This is a genomic window from Streptomyces flaveolus (assembly GCF_044765825.1).
Taxonomy (GTDB): domain Bacteria; phylum Actinomycetota; class Actinomycetes; order Streptomycetales; family Streptomycetaceae; genus Streptomyces; species Streptomyces flaveolus.
Window position 1 is genome coordinate 1 of sequence record NZ_JBIWKU010000006.1, and the last position, 18,924, is coordinate 18,924.

General features: G+C 73.1%; 14 protein-coding genes. 2 read left to right on the top strand and 12 right to left on the bottom strand.

What is annotated here, in order from left to right:
- Positions 1-391: 391 nt before the first annotated feature.
- Entirely contained in the window at positions 392-1,399 is a 1,008-nt protein-coding gene (locus ACIRG6_RS19115) for a stage II sporulation protein M (RefSeq protein ID WP_403323683.1), read from the bottom strand.
- 126 nt (positions 1,400-1,525) lie between these two features.
- On the opposite strand from ACIRG6_RS19115, the gene ACIRG6_RS19120 reads away from it, so the two are divergent.
- Entirely contained in the window at positions 1,526-2,482 is a 957-nt protein-coding gene (locus ACIRG6_RS19120) for an RDD family protein (protein WP_403323685.1), read from the top strand.
- Positions 2,483-2,529: 47 nt separating this feature from the next.
- Here ACIRG6_RS19120 and ACIRG6_RS19125 read toward each other — a convergent pair whose 3' ends face one another.
- The 9 genes from ACIRG6_RS19125 to ACIRG6_RS19165 form a co-directional block, all read right to left on the bottom strand.
- The gene (locus ACIRG6_RS19125) at positions 2,530-3,168 is read right to left on the bottom strand and encodes a hypothetical protein (protein WP_350725898.1); all 639 of its coding nucleotides are present in this window, start codon (positions 3,166-3,168) and stop codon (positions 2,530-2,532) included.
- 111 nt (positions 3,169-3,279) lie between these two features.
- A complete protein-coding gene (ahcY, locus tag ACIRG6_RS19130; protein WP_189234456.1) occupies positions 3,280-4,737 on the bottom strand; it encodes an adenosylhomocysteinase in 1,458 nt (485 codons plus the stop codon).
- 322 nt (positions 4,738-5,059) lie between these two features.
- Complete coding sequence (locus ACIRG6_RS19135; protein ID WP_318213103.1) at positions 5,060-6,034, bottom strand: cation diffusion facilitator family transporter; 975 nt, start codon at positions 6,032-6,034, stop codon at positions 5,060-5,062.
- Between the two features lie 147 nt (positions 6,035-6,181).
- The gene (gene manA, locus ACIRG6_RS19140; protein ID WP_364818504.1) at positions 6,182-7,333 is read right to left on the bottom strand and encodes a mannose-6-phosphate isomerase, class I; all 1,152 of its coding nucleotides are present in this window, start codon (positions 7,331-7,333) and stop codon (positions 6,182-6,184) included.
- Between the two features lie 60 nt (positions 7,334-7,393).
- The gene (locus ACIRG6_RS19145) at positions 7,394-8,521 is read right to left on the bottom strand and encodes an SIS domain-containing protein (protein ID WP_364680951.1); all 1,128 of its coding nucleotides are present in this window, start codon (positions 8,519-8,521) and stop codon (positions 7,394-7,396) included.
- Between the two features lie 61 nt (positions 8,522-8,582).
- A complete protein-coding gene (locus tag ACIRG6_RS19150) occupies positions 8,583-8,753 on the bottom strand; it encodes a Trm112 family protein (RefSeq protein WP_176155080.1) in 171 nt (56 codons plus the stop codon).
- Between the two features lie 444 nt (positions 8,754-9,197).
- Entirely contained in the window at positions 9,198-10,562 is a 1,365-nt protein-coding gene (locus ACIRG6_RS19155; protein ID WP_364818498.1) for a phosphomannomutase/phosphoglucomutase, read from the bottom strand.
- Between the two features lie 60 nt (positions 10,563-10,622).
- Positions 10,623-12,239: an L-lactate permease gene (locus tag ACIRG6_RS19160; protein WP_403324083.1), complete on the bottom strand. Its 1,617-nt coding sequence runs from the start codon at positions 12,237-12,239 to the stop codon at positions 10,623-10,625.
- A 157-nt stretch (positions 12,240-12,396) separates the two neighbouring features.
- On the bottom strand, positions 12,397-12,771 hold the full coding sequence (locus ACIRG6_RS19165; RefSeq protein WP_216353433.1) for a DUF3499 domain-containing protein: 375 nt from the start codon (positions 12,769-12,771) through the stop codon (positions 12,397-12,399).
- A 343-nt stretch (positions 12,772-13,114) separates the two neighbouring features.
- Between ACIRG6_RS19165 and ACIRG6_RS19170 the strand changes: the two genes are divergently transcribed.
- Positions 13,115-13,567 carry a metallopeptidase family protein gene (locus tag ACIRG6_RS19170; RefSeq protein WP_318216270.1) on the top strand — a complete coding sequence of 151 codons (453 nt, stop codon included), beginning with the start codon at positions 13,115-13,117 and terminating at the stop codon, positions 13,565-13,567.
- 42 nt (positions 13,568-13,609) lie between these two features.
- Here the strand turns inward: ACIRG6_RS19170 and ACIRG6_RS19175 are convergent, their stop codons facing one another.
- Entirely contained in the window at positions 13,610-15,094 is a 1,485-nt protein-coding gene (locus tag ACIRG6_RS19175) for a DUF5719 family protein (protein WP_403323689.1), read from the bottom strand.
- Complete coding sequence (locus ACIRG6_RS19180) at positions 15,091-18,819, bottom strand: glycosyltransferase family 2 protein (RefSeq protein ID WP_403323690.1); 3,729 nt, start codon at positions 18,817-18,819, stop codon at positions 15,091-15,093. Before ACIRG6_RS19180 ends, ACIRG6_RS19175 begins: the two co-directional genes overlap by 4 nt.
- Positions 18,820-18,924: the final 105 nt, after the last annotated feature.

Below are 18,924 nucleotides of genomic sequence, written 5' to 3' on the forward strand. Positions count from 1 at the left end.
TCAAGGAACGGACGCTTCCTTTGTACTCACCCTCTCGGGCTTTCCTCCGGGCGCTTCCCTTCGGTCTTGCGTTTCCGACTCTATCAGACCGTTTTCCGATCCGATTTCCTCGGTGCTTTCCAGGTTCTCGCTTTCGCGTTTCCCTTTCCGGCGGTTCCGACTCTATCAGAAGTTCCGGGGCGGTTTGACCGGCCGTTCATTTCCGATTAATCGGGAGGATGGCTTCTCCGAATTCGATGATCCAGGAGGAAGCGTATAGATGCTCACCGTCGCCCTCTGGGGTGACCCCATCTACAGGCAACTGTTTGAATCTACCTCCCCGCCAGCTCCGTGTCAACGGCTCTTGCGGGAACGAAGAGGACACTAGCAGCTCGACGGGGGCTGATGCACATCAGGCGGCCGTCGGCACGCCGGCGCTCCGCTCGGACTCGTCGACGTCCCCCGTGTCCCCGGCGCGTACGGCACGGCCGCCGAGCACGTAGACGTAGGCCAGGAAGGCCAGTTCGGCCATCACACCGATGGTGATGCGGGCCCAGGTGGGCAGGCCCGATGGGGTGACGAAGCCTTCGATGGCGCCGGAGACGAACAGGACCAGAGCCAGGCCTATCGCCATGCCGATGGCGGCCCGGCCCTCCTCGGCGAGGGCGGTGCGCCGGGTGCGCGGGCCCGGGTCGACGAGGGTCCAGCCGAGCCGCAGGCCTGTGCCCGCGGCCACGAAGACGGCGGTCAGTTCGAGCAGGCCGTGGGGCAGGACCAGGCCGAGGAAGGTGTCGAGGCGGCCGGCCGACGACATCAGGCCGAACCCGACGCCGAGGTTGAGCATGTTCTGGAACAGGATCCAGATGACCGGCAGGCCCAGGAAGACGCCCAGGATCAGGCAGAGCGCGGCGGCCCAGGCGTTGTTCGTCCAGACCTGTGCGGCGAAGGAGGTCGCCGGGTGGCTGGAGTAGTACGTCTCGTACTGGCCGCCGGGGCGGGTGAGCTCCCGTAGCTCGCTGGGGGCAGCGATGGTGGACTGCACCTCGGGGTGGGCGCCGATCCACCAGCCCAGGAGTGCCGCGACGGCCGTCGAAAGGAGTGCGGTGGGGACCCACCAGTGGCGTGCCCGGTAGACAGCGGCCGGGAACTGCCGGGTCAGGAACCGGGTCACGTCGCGCCAGGAGGCTCGGCGAGTGCCTGTCACGGCACTGCGCGCGCGTGCCACCAGTTGACTGAGCCGTCCGGTCAGCTGCGGGTCGGGGGCGCTGGACTGGATGAGGGAGAGGTGGGTGGCCGTGCGCTGGTAGAGGGCGACGAGTTCGTCGGTCTCTACACCGGTGAGCCGGCGCCGGCGCCGGAGCAGAGCGTCGAGGCGGTCCCACTCCGCCCGATGGGCGGAGACGAAGACGTCGAGGTCCATCGGTGTGCCTGCTCCTCGGCTATCGTCGGCGGCTCGTCGTGGATCAGCTTGTCGTACTGCGGCGCGGTGCGTCCTCAGCTTGGCAGACTGGCGAGGACGGGGGCGGCCAGGGGAAGGGCGGCAGGCGTGAGTGAGCTGGTGACGGGCGAGGCGGTGGCGCTGGAGCTGCGTCCCGCGAGGCTGCCCAGCAGGGCACTGGCCGTCCTGCTCGATCTGGCGGTCGCCGTGGCCGCCTACGTGGTGGGCACCGTCGCTCTGGTGGCGTCCACCTCGTCCTTGGACATGGCGGCCCAGACGGCGCTGTCCCTCGCCGTTTTCGTCCTGGTGCTGGTGGGCGGGCCGATCGCGGTGGAGACGCTCAGTCACGGGCGGTCGCTGGGGAAGATGGCGTGCGGGCTGCGGGTGGTGCGGGACGACGGTGGGCCTATCCGGTTCCGGCACGCGCTGGTGCGGGGCTTGATCGGGGTGGTCGAGATCCTGCTGACGCTCGGGGTGGTGGCCTGTATCGCCTCTCTGGTCTCGGCGCGGGGTCGTCGCGTCGGTGACGTGTTCGCCGGGACCCTCGTCGTGCGGGAGCGGGTGTCGGCCGCGCCGACGGGCTTTCTGCCGCCCCCTCCGCCGTGGCTGGCGGGGCGCTTCTCGGAGCTCGATCTGTCCGCGGTGCCCGATGGTCTGTGGCTCGCCGTCCGTCAGTACCTCGCGCGGATGGGACAGCTGGATCCCCAGGTCGGCTGGACCATGGCGGAACGGCTCGCCTCCGACGTCGCGGCCCGTACGGGTGCTCCGGCGCCGCAGGGTGTGCTGCCGGCCGCGTACCTGGCGGCAGTGCTGCAGGAACGACAGGCTCGGGAGGCCCGGCGGGCCTTCGGCGGCGGGGCGCCCCAGGGCTCGGCCCCTGCCGCGAGGCCGGACGCGCCTCTGCCGTCGGCGCCGCCGGTGACGTACCCGTCGCCGTCGGTTTCCCCGGCGACTCCTCCCGTGCTGCCTCCGACGGCGGCGCCGCAGGGCACCCGGCCACCGGTGGTGCCGCGGGACGCGCCGCAGGGGGAGCGTCCCGCCACCGGGTTCGTGCCGCCGGCATAACGGTTGCCGCTGTCGCGTCCCGCTTACTGCCTCACCGCGTCACCGCGTCATGTCCCGGCGCCCGGTTCCGGCGAGGGGAACACCGACGGCGGTGACTCCAGGTCCTCCAGCTCGATGCCGGGGGCGGCGAGCACCACGTCGCCGGCGATGTGCACGGCGTGCTGTTCGCCCGTGTCCAGGGCTGTGACCTGGTATTCGTCCACGGTGAGGGGGCCGTTGTCAGTGGCGTGTGCTTCGCTGTTCACCAGTGCCCAGGACTGGTCCACGGTGCGGGGGGCGAGGACCGGATCCGTGAGGGCGACGAGGCGTACGCGGGTGGCCGATGCGGAGGGGGTGAGGCGCAGGAGTCGGGCGGTGGCGACGAGGAAGGCCGGGGACGTGCCGGTGAAGGCGTGGGCGCGCACATTGCCTTCGGTGGCGTGGACTCCGGTGGGATCGGTACGTACCCAGGTGACTCCGTCGATGGCGGCGCCGCGCACCTGCCAGTCGGCGGCGTGGAGTTCGAGGCGGATGGGGCGGCCGAGTTCGTCGAGGGCGAGGTCGACGGAGCCGAGGTGGTCTCCGGTGGGGGCGGTCAGCCGGGAGACGTAGCGCCAGCCGGAGGGGCCGGGGGCGCACTGGAAGTGTTCTTCTGCGAGGGGGGTGTGGTCGTGCGGATCGTGGAGCGAATAACGGCCGCGGGGCATGGGGGGTCCTGGGTGGTGACGGGCTGGTCCGGCCGCTGATGCGGACGTGGCGCCAATGGGGCAGGCCCCCGGCACGGGGGTGCGGGGGCCTGCCTCGGAGGAACCGGTGACTCAGTAGCGGTAGTGGTCCGCCTTGTAGGGGCCCTCGACCTTGACGCCGATGTACTCGGCCTGCTCCGGGCGGAGCGTGGTCAGCTTGACGCCGAGGGAGTCGAGGTGGAGGCGGGCGACCTTCTCGTCCAGGTGCTTGGGCAGCACGTAGACGTCGGTCGGGTACTCGTCGGGCTTGGTGTACAGCTCGATCTGGGCCAGGGTCTGGTCCGCGAACGAGTTGGACATGACGAACGACGGGTGACCGGTGGCGTTGCCCAGGTTCAGCAGGCGGCCCTCGGAGAGGACGATGAGCACCTTGCCGTCGGGGAAGGTCCACGTGTGGACCTGCGGCTTGACCTCGTCCTTGACGATGCCGGGGATCTTGGCGAGGCCGGCCATGTCGATCTCGTTGTCGAAGTGGCCGATGTTGCCGACGATGGCCTGGTGCTTCATCTTGGCCATGTCCGAGGCCATGATGATGTCCTTGTTGCCGGTCGTGGTGACGAAGATGTCGGCCTTGTCGACGACCTCGTCCAGCGTCGTGACCTGGTAGCCGTCCATCGCCGCCTGCAGGGCGCAGATCGGGTCGATCTCGGTGATGATCACGCGGGCGCCCTGGCCGCGCAGGGACTCCGCGCAGCCCTTGCCCACGTCGCCGTAGCCGCAGACGACGGCGGTCTTGCCGCCGATCAGGACGTCGGTGGCGCGGTTGATGCCGTCGATCAGGGAGTGGCGGCAGCCGTACTTGTTGTCGAACTTCGACTTCGTCACGGCGTCGTTGACGTTGATCGCCGGGAACAGCAGGGTGCCGTCGCGGTGCATCTCGTACAGGCGGTGGACGCCGGTGGTGGTCTCCTCGGTCACGCCGCGGATCTCGGACGCCAGCTGGGTCCACTTCTGCGGGCTCTCGCTCACCGTGCGGGTGAGGAGTTCAAGGATGACGCGGTGCTCGTCGGACTCGGCGGTGTCGGGCGAGGGGACCTTGCCGTCCTTCTCGTACTCGACGCCCTTGTGGACGAGGAGGGTGGCGTCACCGCCGTCGTCCAGGATCATGTTCGGGCCGCCGGTGGGGGTGTTCGGCCAGGTCAGCGCCTGCTCCGTGCACCACCAGTACTCCTCGAGGGTCTCGCCCTTCCAGGCGAAGACGGGGACGCCCTGCGGGTTGTCGGGCGTGCCGTTCGGGCCGACGGCGATGGCGGCGGCCGCGTGGTCCTGGGTGGAGAAGATGTTGCAGGAGGCCCAGCGGACCTCGGCGCCGAGGGCGACGAGGGTCTCGATGAGCACGGCGGTCTGCACGGTCATGTGCAGGGAGCCGGTGACGCGGGCGCCGGCGAGCGGCTGAGCCTCGGCGTACTCCTTGCGGATCGCCATCAGGCCGGGCATCTCGTGCTCGGCGAGGGTGATCTCCTTGCGGCCGAACTCGGCCAGGGAGAGGTCGGCGACCTTGAAGTCCTGTCGGTTGTCGACAGTCGTCATTACGAGCTGCTCCTCGGATTGGGGTCGAGGTGGTTACGGCTGACCTGCGCGGCGGCGGACACAGGGGTCCCCGAAGAGGACACAGGCATGCCCGCGTACGCGCAGCGCAGTCCGTCGGAGGCCCTCTCTCCCTCGGCCGGTCCCTCCTGGGACCGCCCGACCGCCATCAGCAGCGACGTCTGGCTCCGTCCCAAGCTACACCGCTGAACCCTTCGTCCCCAGTCCGCCTCCGCAGACTTCCGGCCGTTCCGTGCGTGCGTGAAGCACGACCGGGGCCCGCCGAGAGGTTCGGCGGGCCCCGGTCGGGCGGAGAGTGGGGGCGTCAGTGGTGGCCGGTGGCCGGGCCGCCCGGGGTGGCTTCGCGGTCGGAGCCCTTGGCGGCCTCGGACTCGCTGTAGATGTCGGGTTCGAGGTAGATCACGCGGGCGATCGGGACGGCCTCGCGGATGCGGGCCTCGGCGGCGTCGATGGCACCGGCGACCTCGGCGGCGGACTCGTCGTGCCGGACGGCGATCTTGGCGGCGACGAGGAGTTCCTCGGGCCCGAGGTGGAGCGTGCGCATGTGGATGATGCGGGTGACGGTGTCGCCGTCGACGGTCGCGGCCTCGATCTTGCGGACGTCCTCGATGCCCGCGGACTCGCCGAGCAGCAGGGACTTGGTCTCGGCGGCCAGGACGAGCGCGATCAGGATGAGCAGGATGCCGATGCACAGGGTGCCGATGCCGTCCCAGACGCCGTCGCCGGTGAGCAGGGCGAGGCCGACGCCGCCGAGGGCGAGGACCAGGCCGATGAGCGCGCCGAAGTCCTCCAGGAGGACGACCGGCAGCTCGGGGGCCTTGGCGCGGCGGACGAACTCCGTCCAGGACTGCTTGCCGCGCAGGGTGTTGGACTCCTTGATGGCGGTGCGGAAGGAGAAGCCCTCGGCGATGATCGCGAAGACGAGGACGCCGACGGGCCAGTACCAGTGCTCGAGTTCGTGCGGGTGCTTGATCTTCTCGTAGCCCTCGTAGAGGGCGAACATGCCGCCGACCGAGAAGAGCACGATGGAGACGAGGAAGGCGTAGATGTAGCGCTCGCGGCCGTAGCCGAAGGGGTGTTGGGGGGTGGCCTCGCGCTGGGCCTTCTTGCCGCCGACCAGCAGCAGGGCCTGGTTGCCGGAGTCCGCGAGCGAGTGCACGGACTCGGCGAGCATCGACGAGGAGCCGCTGAAGAGGAACGCCACGAACTTCGATACAGCGATCGCGAGGTTGGCGCCGAGTGCCGCCACGATCGCTTTGGTGCCGCCTGACGCGCTCATCTGTCGCGTTGTCCCTTCGCCTTCGCCTGCGTGTGTACGCCGCTGGGGAGGGGCTGGGCCGGTACCGGCTTTGCCCGTCCTTTGCGGTGGGTCATTGTTGCAGCCCGGCCGGGCGCCGGTGCGCCTGACCGGGTTGCCGCATTCCCGTCAGACACGCACGGTGGCACGGAAGAGCGTGCCGTTGCCGGACACTTCGGCCTTTTCGCCCGCCGGGACGAAAACGGACCGGCCGGGGGTCAGGTCGTGCTCGCCCGCCCGTACCGAGCCGGCCGTGCAGAGCAGGATCTGCGGGGCGGGGAGGGTGAGGTCGTGGGGGGCGGCGCCCTCGGGGAGGACGTAGCGCGAGAGGCGGAACTCGTCGATGGGGGTGTCGTAGACCTCTTCGCCGTCGGGGGACGCCTCGGGGCGGAGGACGCCGGGGTCGCCGGGCTCGAAGCGGACGATGCGCAGGAGTTCGGGGACGTCGACGTGCTTGGGGGTCAGGCCGCAGCGCAGGACGTTGTCGGAGTTGGCCATGATCTCGACGCCGAGGCCGTCGAGGTAGGCGTGCGGGATGCCGGCGCCCAGGTACAGGGCCTCGCCGGGCTGGAGCCGGACGTGGTTGAGGAGCAGGGCGGCGAGGACGCCGGGGTCGCCCGGGTAGTGGTGGGCGATGCCGGCGTAGGGCGCGTAGGCGCCGCCGAGGCGTTCGCAGGCGGCCGCGGTCTCGGCGACCGTGCGGGACATCTCCTCGGGGTCGGCGGTGAGGACCGCGGTGAGGACCTCGCGCAGGGCGGCGTCCTCGGGGTGGGCGCGCAGCAGGTCGACGTACGGCTTGAGGGAGGCGACGCCGAGCCCGTCGAGGAGGTCGGCGGTCTCGGTCGGGGCGCGGAAGCCGCACAGGCCGTCGAACTCGGTGAGGGCGCAGATCAGTTCGGGCTTGTGGTTGGCGTCCTTGTAGTTGCGGTGCGGGGCGTCTAGGGGGACGCCGCGGCGTTCCTCGTCCTCGTAGCCCTCCTTGGCCTGTGCCAGGTCGGGGTGGACCTGGAGGGAGAGCGGGGCGCCCGCGGCGAGGAGCTTGAGGAGGAACGGCAGGCGCGGGCCGAACCTGGCGACGGAGGCGGGGCCCAGTTCCTTGTCGGGGTCGGCGGCGACGACGTCGGCGAGGGTGCCCCGGTCGGTGCGGGAGGGGGCGCCGGGGTGGGCTCCCATCCACATCTCCGCCTGCGGTTCGCCGGTCGGCTCGGTGCCGAGCAGGGTCGGGATGGCGGTGGTGGAACCCCAGGCGTAGGGGCGGACGGTGTTGTCGAGGCGGTCCATGGGCTCTCTCTGCCGGTGCGTGCGCGTGCTTGTCCTGGTGCGTGCCTTGTGGGTACGAGATCAGGCGCCGGAAGCGAGCGCCAGGTAAACGGCGGCGAAATCCGTGATGGCGATCAGTTCGGCGAGGGTCTCCAGTTCGCCGCCCGCCTCCGGTTCGAGCTCGCTGATCGGCGTGTCGTGGCCGAGGGCCAGGTCGCGGGCGGTGGGGGCGGCGGTGAGGCCGCCGCTGGGGCGGTCGCGCAGCAGCACCACGCGCGCGTGCAGGGCGGGTGCCTCGTCGACGCGGTCGCGGAAGAAGTCGTCGGGGTCGGCGGCCGCGGCGAGGCGGCCGGCGAGCAGGGCGCTGTGTGCCGCGAGGGCCTCGGGCAGTTCGGCGACGACGGCGGGGGTGCCGGAGAGCTCGGCGAGCGCGGCGGCGAAGCGGCGGCCCGCCGGACCGGCGGAGGTGCCCTCGGTCCAGACGACGGGCAGGGAGTCCGCCACCTCGGCCGCGAGGGTCTTGGCAGGGTTGCTGTACGTCACGATGGCGGGCCCGCAGCGTTCGGCGACCTGGTCGAGGCGGTCGGCGACCTTCTCCACGGCCTCGGGCGGCGCTTCCAGCAGGCCGGTGCGGTCCAGCAGGGCGAGCAGCGGGGTGAGCAGCGCCCACAGGACGCCGGGGGCGGCTCCGGCGAGGGGCTCGTCGTGGTCGTAGGGGGCGGTCGCCATCGGGATGAACAGGCCGTGGGAGCCGTTGACCGAGTCGCTGAGCGGGGAGCGGTCGGGGGCCACGGCGACGACCGTGCAGCCGCGGCGGTAGGCCTGTTCGGCGAGCAGGGCGAGGCCCGGTTCGGAGCCGTCGGGGGTGGCGATGAGCAGGAGGTCCACGGAGCCGGCCCAGCCGGGCAGTTCCCAGCGCAGGGCGCCCGCGGCGGCCGCTACGCCGGTGGGGGCGAGGCGGGTGACGGGGCTGCCGGCGCCGGCCAGGGTGCCGAGGAGGTCGGCGGCGTGGGTGGCGGCGGCTCCGGGGCCGGCGATGAGGACGGCGCGGGGGCGGCCGTCCGGTTTGAGGTTGCCGACGCCGGCCTCGGCGGCGAGCCGGGCGGCGGTGCGTACGCGGGCACCGGCCTCGGCGGCGCCGCGGAGCAGACCGCGGCGGTCGGCCTCGGCGAGGCCGTCCGGGGCGTCGAGGAGCGATTCGTCGAGCATGGCGGCAGTCTCCGATCGCCGGGGCGTTCGTTCGGTCGCGGGTGCGGCGCCTGGCCGGCGGTTACTCGGGGCGGCGGGCTTCGTCGACGAGGAGGACGGGGATGCCGTCGCGGACCGGGTACGCCAGGCCGCAGTCCTGGCCGGTGCAGATCAGCTCCGCCTCCTGCTCCTTGAGGGGGGCGTGGCAGGCCGGGCAGGCGAGGATCTCCAGGAGGCCGGCTTCGAGCGGCATGGGGGTTCCCTTCGGGGGCGGTGGGGCTTGTGTGGATGTGCTGGTCAGGGTACCGCCGGTCACCGGGCCGGTGTCGGGGTCCGGTGGATGTGCGGCAGGCGGTGGTGGTGCGGGGGCGCTGCCCGGCGTTACGGGTGCGCAGCTGGCGCCGGTGCGCGGGGCGGGTGGCGCGGCTCGGCGTTACGGGGGTACGCACCCGGCGCACCCGGCGCGGGGGGCGCGGGGGCGGTCGCGCGGGCCGGCGTCACGGGTGTCGCTGCGCCCACCGGGGTCCGGCGGATGGGAGGCACCCGGTGGTGGTGCGCGGGGGTGGGTCGCGCGGCCCGGCGCTGCCGGGGTGCCGCTGCGCCCACCCGTGCCGCCCCAGCGGCACGACTGCCCGCAGCTATGGCAACTGTCGCGGCTGCGGCAGCGTGGGCGCAGCGCTGCGGTAGCTGGGGGTGGCTAGCTTCGGATGATCGTCAGTGCCTCGTCGCGGATCTTTGTCATCGTCGCCTCGTCGCGGGCCTCCGCGTTCAGGCGCAGCAGCGGTTCCGTGTTGGACGGGCGGACGTTGAACCACCAGTCGGCCGCGGTGACGGTCAGACCGTCGAGTTCGTCGAGGGTGATGCCGTCGCGGCCCTCGTACGCGGCGCGGATCGCGGCGAGGCGGGCCGTCTGGTCGGCGACGGTGGAGTTGATCTCGCCGGAGCCGGCGTAGCGGTCGTACTCGGCGACGAGAGCGGACAGCGGGCCGTTCTGCTCGCCGAGGGCGGCGAGGACGTGGAGGGCGGCCAGCATGCCCGTGTCGGCGTTCCAGAAGTCGCGGAAGTAGTAGTGCGCGGAGTGCTCGCCGCCGAAGATGGCGCCCGTCCTGGCCATCTCGGCCTTGATGAAGGAGTGGCCCACGCGCGTGCGTTGCGGTGTGCCGCCGTTCTCCTTCACGACCTCCGGCACGGACCAGGAGGTGATCAGGTTGTGGATGACGGTGCCCTTGCCGCCGTTGCGGGCGAGTTCGCGGGCGGCCACGAGGGCGGTGACCGCGGACGGGGAGACCGGGTCGCCGTTCTGGTCGACGACGAAGCAGCGGTCGGCGTCGCCGTCGAAGGCGAGGCCGAGGTCGGCGCCCTCCTCGCGGACGCGCTTCTGGAGGTCGACGAGGTTGGCGGGGTCGAGCGGGTTGGCCTCGTGGTTGGGGAAGGTGCCGTCCAGCTCGAAGTACATCGGCACCAGGTCGAGGGGCAGGCCGGCGAAGACCGTGGGGACGGTGTGGCCGCCCATGCCGTTGCCCGCGTCGACGACGACCTTCAGGGGCCTGATGGCGGTGAGGTCGACGAGGGAGCGCAGGTGGGCGGCGTAGTCGGCGAGCGTGTCGCGCCGCGTGACCCTGCCTGGGCGGGAGGACGGCTCCGGGGCGCCGGACGTGCTCCAGCCCTCCACGAGGGCGCGGATCTCCGCGAGGCCCGTGTCCTGGCCGACGGGCGCCGCACCGGCGCGGCACAGCTTGATGCCGTTGTACTGGGCCGGGTTGTGCGAGGCCGTGAACATGGCGCCCGGCAGGTCCAGCGCGCCGGAGGCGTAGTACAGCTGGTCGGTGGAGCACAGGCCGATCTCGGTGACGTCGGCGCCGCGGGCGGCCGCCCCGCGCGCGAAGGCGCCGGACAGGCCCGGGGAGGAAGGCCGCATGTCGTGGCCGACCACGATGGCGTCCGCGCCGGTCAGCTCGACGAAGGCCGCGCCGAACAGCTCGGCCAGCGACTCGTCCCACTGGTCCGGGACCACACCGCGTACGTCGTACGCCTTCACGATCTGCGACAGATCAGCAGCCACGGCCAACCTTCCTGAAAGTCCTGTCGGAGCCCACAAACTACCCGTACGCACCGGCGCGGGTCAGGGCAGCATCCAGCCCAGGACCGGTGTGGACTGTCCGACCACGATCAGGCACATCACCAGCAGCAGGCCGAGGCTCCACGGCAGGACCTTGCGCAGCAGGTCGCCCTCGCGGCCGGCGAGGCCGACGGCGGCGCAGGCGATGGTGAGGTTCTGCGGAGAGATCATCTTGCCGAGGACGCCGCCGGAGCTGTTGCCGGCGGCCAGCAGCTCCGGTGACAGGCCGGACTCGCGTGCGGCGGTCACCTGGAGGGCGCCGAAGAGGGCGTTGGCGGAGGTGTCGGAGCCGGAGACGGCGACGCCGAACCAGCCGAGCACCGGGGAGAGGAAGGCGAGTCCGGCGCCGGCCGCCGCGACGAAGTGGCCGATGGTGGCGGCCTGCCCGGAGAGGTTCATGACGTAGGCGAGGGCCAGCACGGAGGTGACGGTGAGGATCGCGTACCGCAGTTCACGCACGGTCGCGAGCCACTCCCGGAACGCCACGCGCGCGTGGACGCCGAGGACGACGGCCGTGGCCAGCCCGGCGAGGAGCACGAGGGTGCCGCCGGTGGAGACGACCGGCCAGGAGAAGACGTTGCCGCCGACGGGCCTGCCCTGTGGATCGGCAACGTCCAGGAACGGCCAGTCGTACGTCTGGGTCGCCTGGGCCAGCCAGTCCTTGACCGCGGGGATCTGGGCGACCGAGAAGACGGCGACGATCAGGGCGTACGGGGCGTAGGCGCGCAGCACCTCCCGGCGGGGGTCGTCCTCGTCGAGTTCCTCGCTGCGGGCGCCGGTCAGCACGGACGCCCGGACGGGCTCGGCGGCCGGCCTGCGGGCCTGCGGTACGGCGACCAGGGCGCCCGCGCCGACCAGGGCGGCGCCGATGTCGGCGAGCTGGGCGGAGACGTAGTTGGAGGCGACGAACTGGGCGACGGCGAAGGCCACGCCGCAGGCCAGGGCGGGCACCCAGGTCTCGCGCAGTCCGCGCCGCCCGTCGACCAGGGCGACCAGCAGCAGCGGGACGACGAGGGCCAGCAGGGGTGTCTGGCGGCCCACCACGGAGGCGACGTCGTCCAGCGGGAGCCCGGTGACCTGGGCGAGCGTGACCACGGGGGTGCCCATCGCGCCGAAGGCGACCGGTGCGGTGTTGGCGACCAGCGAGACGACCGCCGCGCGCACGGGGTCGAAGCCGAGCGCGACGAGCATGACCGAACAGATCGCGACGGGCGCCCCGAACCCGGCGAGGGCCTCCAGGAGGGCGCCGAAGCAGAAGGCGACGACGAGGGCCTGGATGCGCGGGTCGTCGGAGAGCCGGCCGAAGGAGCGCCGCAGGATGTCGAAGTGCCGGGTGCGGACGGTCATCCGGTAGACCCACAGGGCGTTGACGACGATCCACAGGATGGGGAAGAGACCGAACACGGCGCCCTGCGCGGCGCTGGAGACCGTCTGGTCCAGCGGCATGCCGTAGGCGAGCCAGGCGACGAGTACGGCCGCCAGGAGGCCGGTGAGGCCCGCCAGGTGTGCCTTCATGCGGACGCCGCCGAGCAGGACGAGGACGATCACCAGCGGCAGGGCCGCCACGAGGGCGGACAGGCCGAGGGAGTCGGCGAGGGGTTCCAGTTCCTGGACGTACACGGGCGCCTCCCCGGATTCCGCCATGCGAAAGCGTTTTCTCACGACTTCCGGAATGGTCGTGTCCGCGACAAGGCGACGTCAATGGTTGTGCGGGAAATGGATGTTCAGGAACGGGCGCCCGTGACCGTGGCGCACCGACGGAGGGAGCGGGCCGGGCTCAGTTGTCCGGCGAGCGCAGGACGCGCAGGTGGCCGCGCCGCGCGACCTCCATCGGGTCGGCCGATCGCGCCCCGCCGCCGGCTCCCGCCGCGCGCTCCTGGGGGCGGGCGGCCTCGCGCACCGCGTTGGCGAGCGCTTCCAGGTCGTCGCCACTGGGGCGGGCCGGGGCCGAACCGTCGAGAAGCCGGACGACCTCCCAGCCGCGCGGGGCGGTGAGGCGCTCGGAGTGCTCGGCGCACAGGTCGTAGCAGTGGGGCTCGGCGTAGGTGGCGAGCGGGCCGAGGACCGCGGTCGAGTCGGCGTAGACGTACGTCAGCGTCGCGACGGCGGGACGGCCGCAGGCGGTGCGCGAACAGCGACGTACAGGGCTCACGATGTTGGACGGTACCGCACTCTTGAGCGGGCCGCGACGATCCCCCGCCAGGTCGCATCACCGTGTCGCGATGTGAGACGGGCCACTGTCACCGCTGAGGGCACCCGTGTGACCTGCGCCGACGCCGATTTTCGAGATGCCGGACAGGCGCGCGGGCGGTCATAAGCTGATACAAACAGCGACATTTGCCATGAGATCCATGGTCACGGAGAGATACGGAATTGAGCCCCACCTTGGCCGGAATGGTCATCCGATGACATCCGGTCCGGCGCGCCGCAGCGGCCGCCGGCGTGTCGGGCGCGGTCCGGCGCGCGGAGGCGGCGGGGACTACCCTTCACCAGTGATGGACAACCCCGTGACGCCCCGTGAGGCCGGCCGCCCAGGACCCCGCCGTCGTGATCGCCACGGCCGGGGCATGCGCGGCCCGATCGCACCGCCGCAGGTGCCGCTCGCCGCCAGCCGCGCCGATCTGTTCGCGGACCTGGTGCAGGACTCCGTCGAGCGCCTGGAACGGCGGTGGCCGCAGCTCGCCGACATCGATTTCCACGTCCTCGAGGTGCCGCGGCTGGACGGGGCCGGGCAGGTCTGGAACGACGAGGCGGTGCCGCTGGGCGGCACGGTGCCCGCGCAGGACGGCCGCCGGGGGCGGGTGGTCGTCTACCGGCGGCCCGTCGAGATCCGCACGAAGGGGCGGGACGAGCGGGCGGCGCTGGTGCACGATGTGGTCGTCGAGCAGGTCGCGGAGCTGCTCGGGCTCACGCCGGAGACGGTGGATCCGCGGTACGGGGAGGAGTGAGAGGCGGGCCGGGCCGGCCGGACGGGACCGGCCGGGGGCTCGTCACCGCTGCAGCACCGACAGGTTCTCCTCGGCCTCCGGGACCGCCACCATCCCCCGGTCGTCCGGGAGGGTCTGCACCGTGAAGGCCGCCGCGTCGTCGTCCGGCTGGGTCAGGGTGCGGGCCGCGTACACGGGGCCGCCGGACACCGGCTCGACCGTCACCGCGTAGGTGCCCTTCAGACCGGCCGGGACCGGCGGCGCCACGTCCTGGGTGGTGCCGCCCTTGATCGTGTACGTACGGGACACCGTCGTACCGCCCTCGCTGCCCGCCGACGCCGTGACCTTCACCTGCGCGGCCTCTCGGGGCGCGGCCAGGGACAGGGTGGTGCCCTTGGCGCGGTTGTCCGCCGAGGTGGCGCGCGCCCCGACCGGGCCGGAGGCGGGGATGAACGCCGTCTCCTGCGCGTCGCCCTTGCCCCGGACCACCCGCAGCGCGGCCACGACCGGCACGGACCGGTCCGTCGGCGTCAGCACCAGCGACCCGGCCTCGCCGAGCGTGACCGCGCCGAGGTCGACGCCCGTCGTCATGCCCGCCTTGACGCGCACCGTCTCGTGCCCGGCGGGCGTGATCAGCCCGGTCGGTGAGGCGAGCTGCACCTTCAGGTCGGCGTCGGTGTCACCGGGCGTGAACAGCACCAGGCGTACGGCCGTGGCGTCCTTGGGGATGCCCGGCAGCACCTGGCTGCCCGCGGGGTCCGCGGCCGCGGCCAGCCAGTCGCCGCCGGTCTTGTCGCTCAGGGCCTGCACCGCGGCCCCGACCCGCCCGCTGCGCACGCCGACGTGCACGGTGAGGTCGGTCTCCTGCGCGTCGCTGAGCGTGGACAGCAGGATCGACTCACTGCCGTGGGCGGGCACCGTGATGCCGTCGCCCACCGACGTCTTCACGGCGCCGTCCTTGCCGTAGAGCTCGATGTCGACGACGGCCGCCGAGTCGTCGGGGTTCGTCAGGTGCACGTAGTCGGTGCGGTCGGCCGTCGTGGCGGCGCCGGGGAACCAGAACTGCGTGTCCGGCGCGGTGCAGTTGACGCCCAGCAGGCCGCGGCCCGTGCCGGCGGCGACCTCCGTGGTCTGCTGCACCGTCCAGCCGGGGGCGTAGCTCCCCTCCGCGGTGCCGACGAACGCGGGCGTGTCGGCGCCGGTGGTCTTCGCGGTGACCGGGGTGCCGGGGGCCTTGGGCCGGACGACGGGCTTGCCGGCCTTCGCGTCGCCCTTCTCGCCCGACTCCGCGGTCGCGACGGCGAGTTGGGCCTTGCCCTTGTCCTCGGCGCCCTTGGTGACGGGCGTGAACGACGTGTACGACGTCTCGGCCAGGTCGGAGGTGCTGGGTGCCGGGCACAGCAGGCTGGTGCGCTCCACCGGCAGCCGGGCGGCCGCGGCGGCTGCGGGGTCCGCGCCGGAGGCGTCCGGCGTGGACAGCGCCGCGAATCCGGTGACGGCGGCGAGCGCGGTGGCGCCGGCGATCAGGGACAGGGTGGTGCGGTTCACTGCTGGCTCCCGTCGGGACGCTCACTGCCCGGGCCGTGGGGCTGGTGGGCCTGGGAAGGGTCGTACGGCGTGTCGTATCCGCCCTGGCCGTGGCCGTACGCCTGGTCGTACGCCGGGTCATAGGTGCCGGCGCCGTTCGGGTCGCCGTAGGCGTACGGGTCGTACGGGCCCGCCTCGTACTGGCCGTCCTGGGCCCCCTGGTAGGCGTCCGTCCCGTACGGCTGCTGCTGCCCGTAGGCGGCCGGGTCGTACTGCTGGGCGTCCGGGTACTGCTCGCCGCCGTACGTGCCGTAGGAGCCGTACTCGCCGCCCTGGTAGCCGGACGGGTCCCATGCGTCGGGCGCCTGCTGAGGGACCGTCACCGGGGGCTCCTGCGGCGGGGCGGGGGCCGCGGCGGGGTCCGCCGTCCCGGCGTCTGCCGCGGTGCCGGCCTCGGCCTCGGCCTCGGCCTGGGCCCGCAGCCGCCGCGCCCGGCGTCCCTCGCCGGCGACCGCCTGCGCGGGGACGACCGGCTCGTCGGGCAGGTCGTCGTCGATGTCGCGGCGCCGGCCGGGCAGGGCGAGGACCACCAGGACGACGGCGAGCAGGCCCTGCGCCCACAGCCAGGCGGTGTGCGTGAACGGATCGTCGTAGGTGACGTCCAGCCTGCCGCCGGAGGCGGGCAGTTCGAAGCCCTGCGCCCAGCCGTCGACCGTGGTGCGGGTGAGCGGCTTGCCGTCGAGGGTGGCCGTCCAGCCGTCGGCGGCGGTGTCGGCGAGGCGCAGCACACGGCCCTCGGCGCCGGACGGGATCTTCGTGTGGATCTCCACGGGCCCGGCGGCGACCGGCTGCGGCTCGCCCGTGGCGGCGTCACCGCCGGACACGATGGTCGCGCGTGCGACGTCCCGGTCCACCTGCCACAGCCCGCTGCCGTCCTGCTGGCTGAGCCGCCTCAGGCCCGGCGTGGCGTCCAGGACGCGGACGACGTCGCGGGGGGCGCCCTTGTGCACGAGGACGTAGCGCACGGCGAAGCCGCCGAGCTGATCGGCCTGGTCGGCGCCGGAGCCGGCCACGAGGTTGGCCACGACCTTGTCGAGCCGGCTGTTCCCCCCGTCGGCGGCCAGTTCGCCGTCGCCGAGGCGGACCCCGGCGCCGCGGACCAGCATGTAGCTCACATGGGCGGCGGAGTCGCTGTCGAGGACGAGGGTGCGGGCCTGGTCGCGGGTGACGCTGTCCTCGGCGACGAACGCGGGGACCTGCACGGGGTCGCGGCGCTCCAGCGGCCCGTCCGCGCCGCCGATCATCCAGCCGACGGCGGCGATCAGCGGGCCGACGGCCGAGGCGAGGGCGATGAGCGCGGCGACCGGCTGACGCCAGCCGAAGCTCTGCTCGGCGACGCGCGAGCGTGCTCCGTCCGCGCCCAGGGCGGCGGCGGACAGCAGGGCGATGCCGTAGACGAGGGTGGCCGGGCCCGCCCAGGCGGAACGGTTCGACAGGACCGCGAGGACGAGGGCGACCAGTGCGACGGCCCAGGCCGTCCGGATCGCCAACTGCCGCTCGGAGCGCAGCAGGGCGGCCAGCGCGGCCAGCACGATGCCGATGAGGACCAGCCCGCCGACCGTGCCGGGGCCGCCGGGGCTGGCGCCGAGCAGGTCGAGCGCGGAGGCGGCCGAGGCGCCGTACTCGAGACCGGCCTCGTCGAAGAAGCCGAACGGGAGCAGCGACAGCGACCAGGGCGCGAGCAGCAGCAGGGGCGTGCCGAGCTGGGCGAGCAGGCGCAGCCCGTACGCCGTGATGTCGCCACGGCGCAGGACCAGGACTCCGGCGCCGAGCAGCAGCGCGATGGGCCACACGACGGGCGTGAAGGCGGTGGTGACGGTCAGCAGCAACGCGTACGCCCAGGTGGCGCGCCAGCTGCCGCGCGTACTGGACTGGCCGGTCAGACCGGCGGCAGCGACGCCCGCGCGCGCGGCGAGCGGGAGCAGCACGGCGAGGACGGCGGTGCCGATGCGGCCGCCGGCGAGTGCGCCGGTGGCGGCGGGCAGGAAGGCGTAGGCGACGGCCGCCCACGCGCGCAGCAGCCGGGACGGCACGAGCGGGCGGGAGGCGAAGTACGCCGTGACACCGGCCAGCGGCACCGAGCAGACCAGCAGCAGGGTGACGGCCAGTCCGGTGGAGCCGAGCAGGACGGAGGCGAGCGCGGCGACGATCGCCAGGTAGGGGGGCGCGGAGGCGATGCCGCCGGTGCCCACGGTGTGCCAGGCGTCCACGTACCGCGACCACAGCTCGCCGGCGCCGGCCGGGGCGGGCAGCAGCGCGCCGCCCGCGAGTGCGCCGCCGCCGAGGAGTGCGCGGCAGGCGGCCAGGGAGACGAGCAGCAGCACGAGGAAGAGCACCGGGCCGGGTTTGCGGGCGATGCGCTTGAGGCGGGCGAACTGCTCGATCTCGAGGAAGTCGGCGTCGTCGCCGCCGGGTCCGGACTCGATGCCGCCGCCGTGCCGCCCGGCGCCCGTGGCCGCTTCGGCGTCGGAGCTGCCGGCGAGACTGCCCGCGACCTGTTCGACGGTGACGCGGATGGTCGCGCCGGGGGGCGGGAACAGGGAGCGCAGTTCGTCCTTCTCGACCTGCGGACTCCCGCGTTCGCGCCGTCCCGCGATGATGCGCTCGGGTCGCAACAGGACGCTCAGCAGGCCCCGGATCTCGTCCAGCGCCTGGCCGGGGACCTTGCCGACGAGATAGGCGAGGGTCCGCAGCAGGGTGCCGAGGACGAGGCGCAGCAGCACCCAGGGCAGGGCGGCGGTGCGGACGTTGACGAGGAGGGTGTGGACGGCGCCGGCCTTGTCCACCTTGTGCGGGGAGGCGGTGGTGCGCCCCGCGCAGTCGACGGCGCGGCGTTCGCGGGAGGCCGCCTCGGCGTGGCGGACGACCGCCTCCGGGGCGACCAGGACACGCAGACCGGCGGCGTGCGCGCGCCAGCACAGGTCGACGTCGTCGCGCATGAGGGGCAGCCGGCGGTCGAACCCGCCGAGCCGCTCGAAGACATCACGCCGGATCAGCATGCCGGCGGTGGAGACGGACAGGACGGACCGGACGTGGTCGTGCTGGCCCTGGTCCTGCTCACGGCGGTCCAGACCGGTCCAGCGGCGGCCGGAGTTGGCGATGGAGACGCCGACCTCCAGCAGTTGCCGGCGGTCGTACCAGCCGCGGAGTTTGGGACCGACGACGGCGACGTCCTCGCGGCCGAGTTCGTACTCGTTGTCCACGACGCGCAGCAGCTGTGCCAGGGCGTCGGGTTCGGGGGCGCAGTCGTCGTGCAGCAGCCACAGCCACTGCACTGGCTCTCCGTGCGGAAGGTCGGGAAGGTCGTAGGCGTCGTCGCGCCAGGTGCGCGTGACGGGGTCCCAGCCGCTGGGCCGCCGCAGGTACGCCAGGTCCTCGGAGGTGAGGAGCGGTGCGGTGCGCGCGGCCTCCTCGACGGCCTGGCCGAAGCCGGTGCGCCGGGCGAGGTGCAGCACGCGGTCGTCGCCGAGGGCCTCGGTGACCAGCCGGGCGGAGTCGTCGGCGCTGCCGGTGTCGGCGGCCACGGCGTACTGGACGGGGCGCTCCTGGCCGAGCAGCCCGGCGAGCGCGTCGGGCAGCCAGCGGGCTCCGTCGTGGGAGACGAGGACCGCGGTCACCACGTGGCGCGGGAACTCAGGTGTGGCAGCGAGGTCTTGCTGGGCTGCCGTGTGGCTGTGCACGGACATCGAGGTACGGGCCCCGGTTCGATGGACTGCGGTGGACACCCGTGCCTGTGGGGAACGGCGGGGCGTCTCGGACGAGCGCCCACACTATCGGCTGGCCATGACGAC

Bases quoted from the DNA above. Each gene is read 5' to 3' on its own strand.
- ahcY (WP_189234456.1), bottom strand. From the start codon at position 4,737: ATGACGACTGTCGACAACCGACAGGACTTCAAGGTCGCCGACCTCTCC.
- ACIRG6_RS19125 (WP_350725898.1), bottom strand. From the start codon at position 3,168: ATGCCCCGCGGCCGTTATTCGCTCCACGATCCGCACGACCACACCCCC.
- ACIRG6_RS19135 (WP_318213103.1), bottom strand. From the start codon at position 6,034: ATGAGCGCGTCAGGCGGCACCAAAGCGATCGTGGCGGCACTCGGCGCC.
- ACIRG6_RS19145 (WP_364680951.1), bottom strand. From the start codon at position 8,521: ATGCTCGACGAATCGCTCCTCGACGCCCCGGACGGCCTCGCCGAGGCC.
- ACIRG6_RS19150 (WP_176155080.1), bottom strand. From the start codon at position 8,753: ATGCCGCTCGAAGCCGGCCTCCTGGAGATCCTCGCCTGCCCGGCCTGC.
- ACIRG6_RS19170 (WP_318216270.1), top strand. From the start codon at position 13,115: ATGGACAACCCCGTGACGCCCCGTGAGGCCGGCCGCCCAGGACCCCGC.
- manA (WP_364818504.1), bottom strand. From the start codon at position 7,333: ATGGACCGCCTCGACAACACCGTCCGCCCCTACGCCTGGGGTTCCACC.
- ACIRG6_RS19115 (WP_403323683.1), bottom strand. From the start codon at position 1,399: ATGGACCTCGACGTCTTCGTCTCCGCCCATCGGGCGGAGTGGGACCGC.
- ACIRG6_RS19180 (WP_403323690.1), bottom strand. From the start codon at position 18,819: ATGTCCGTGCACAGCCACACGGCAGCCCAGCAAGACCTCGCTGCCACA.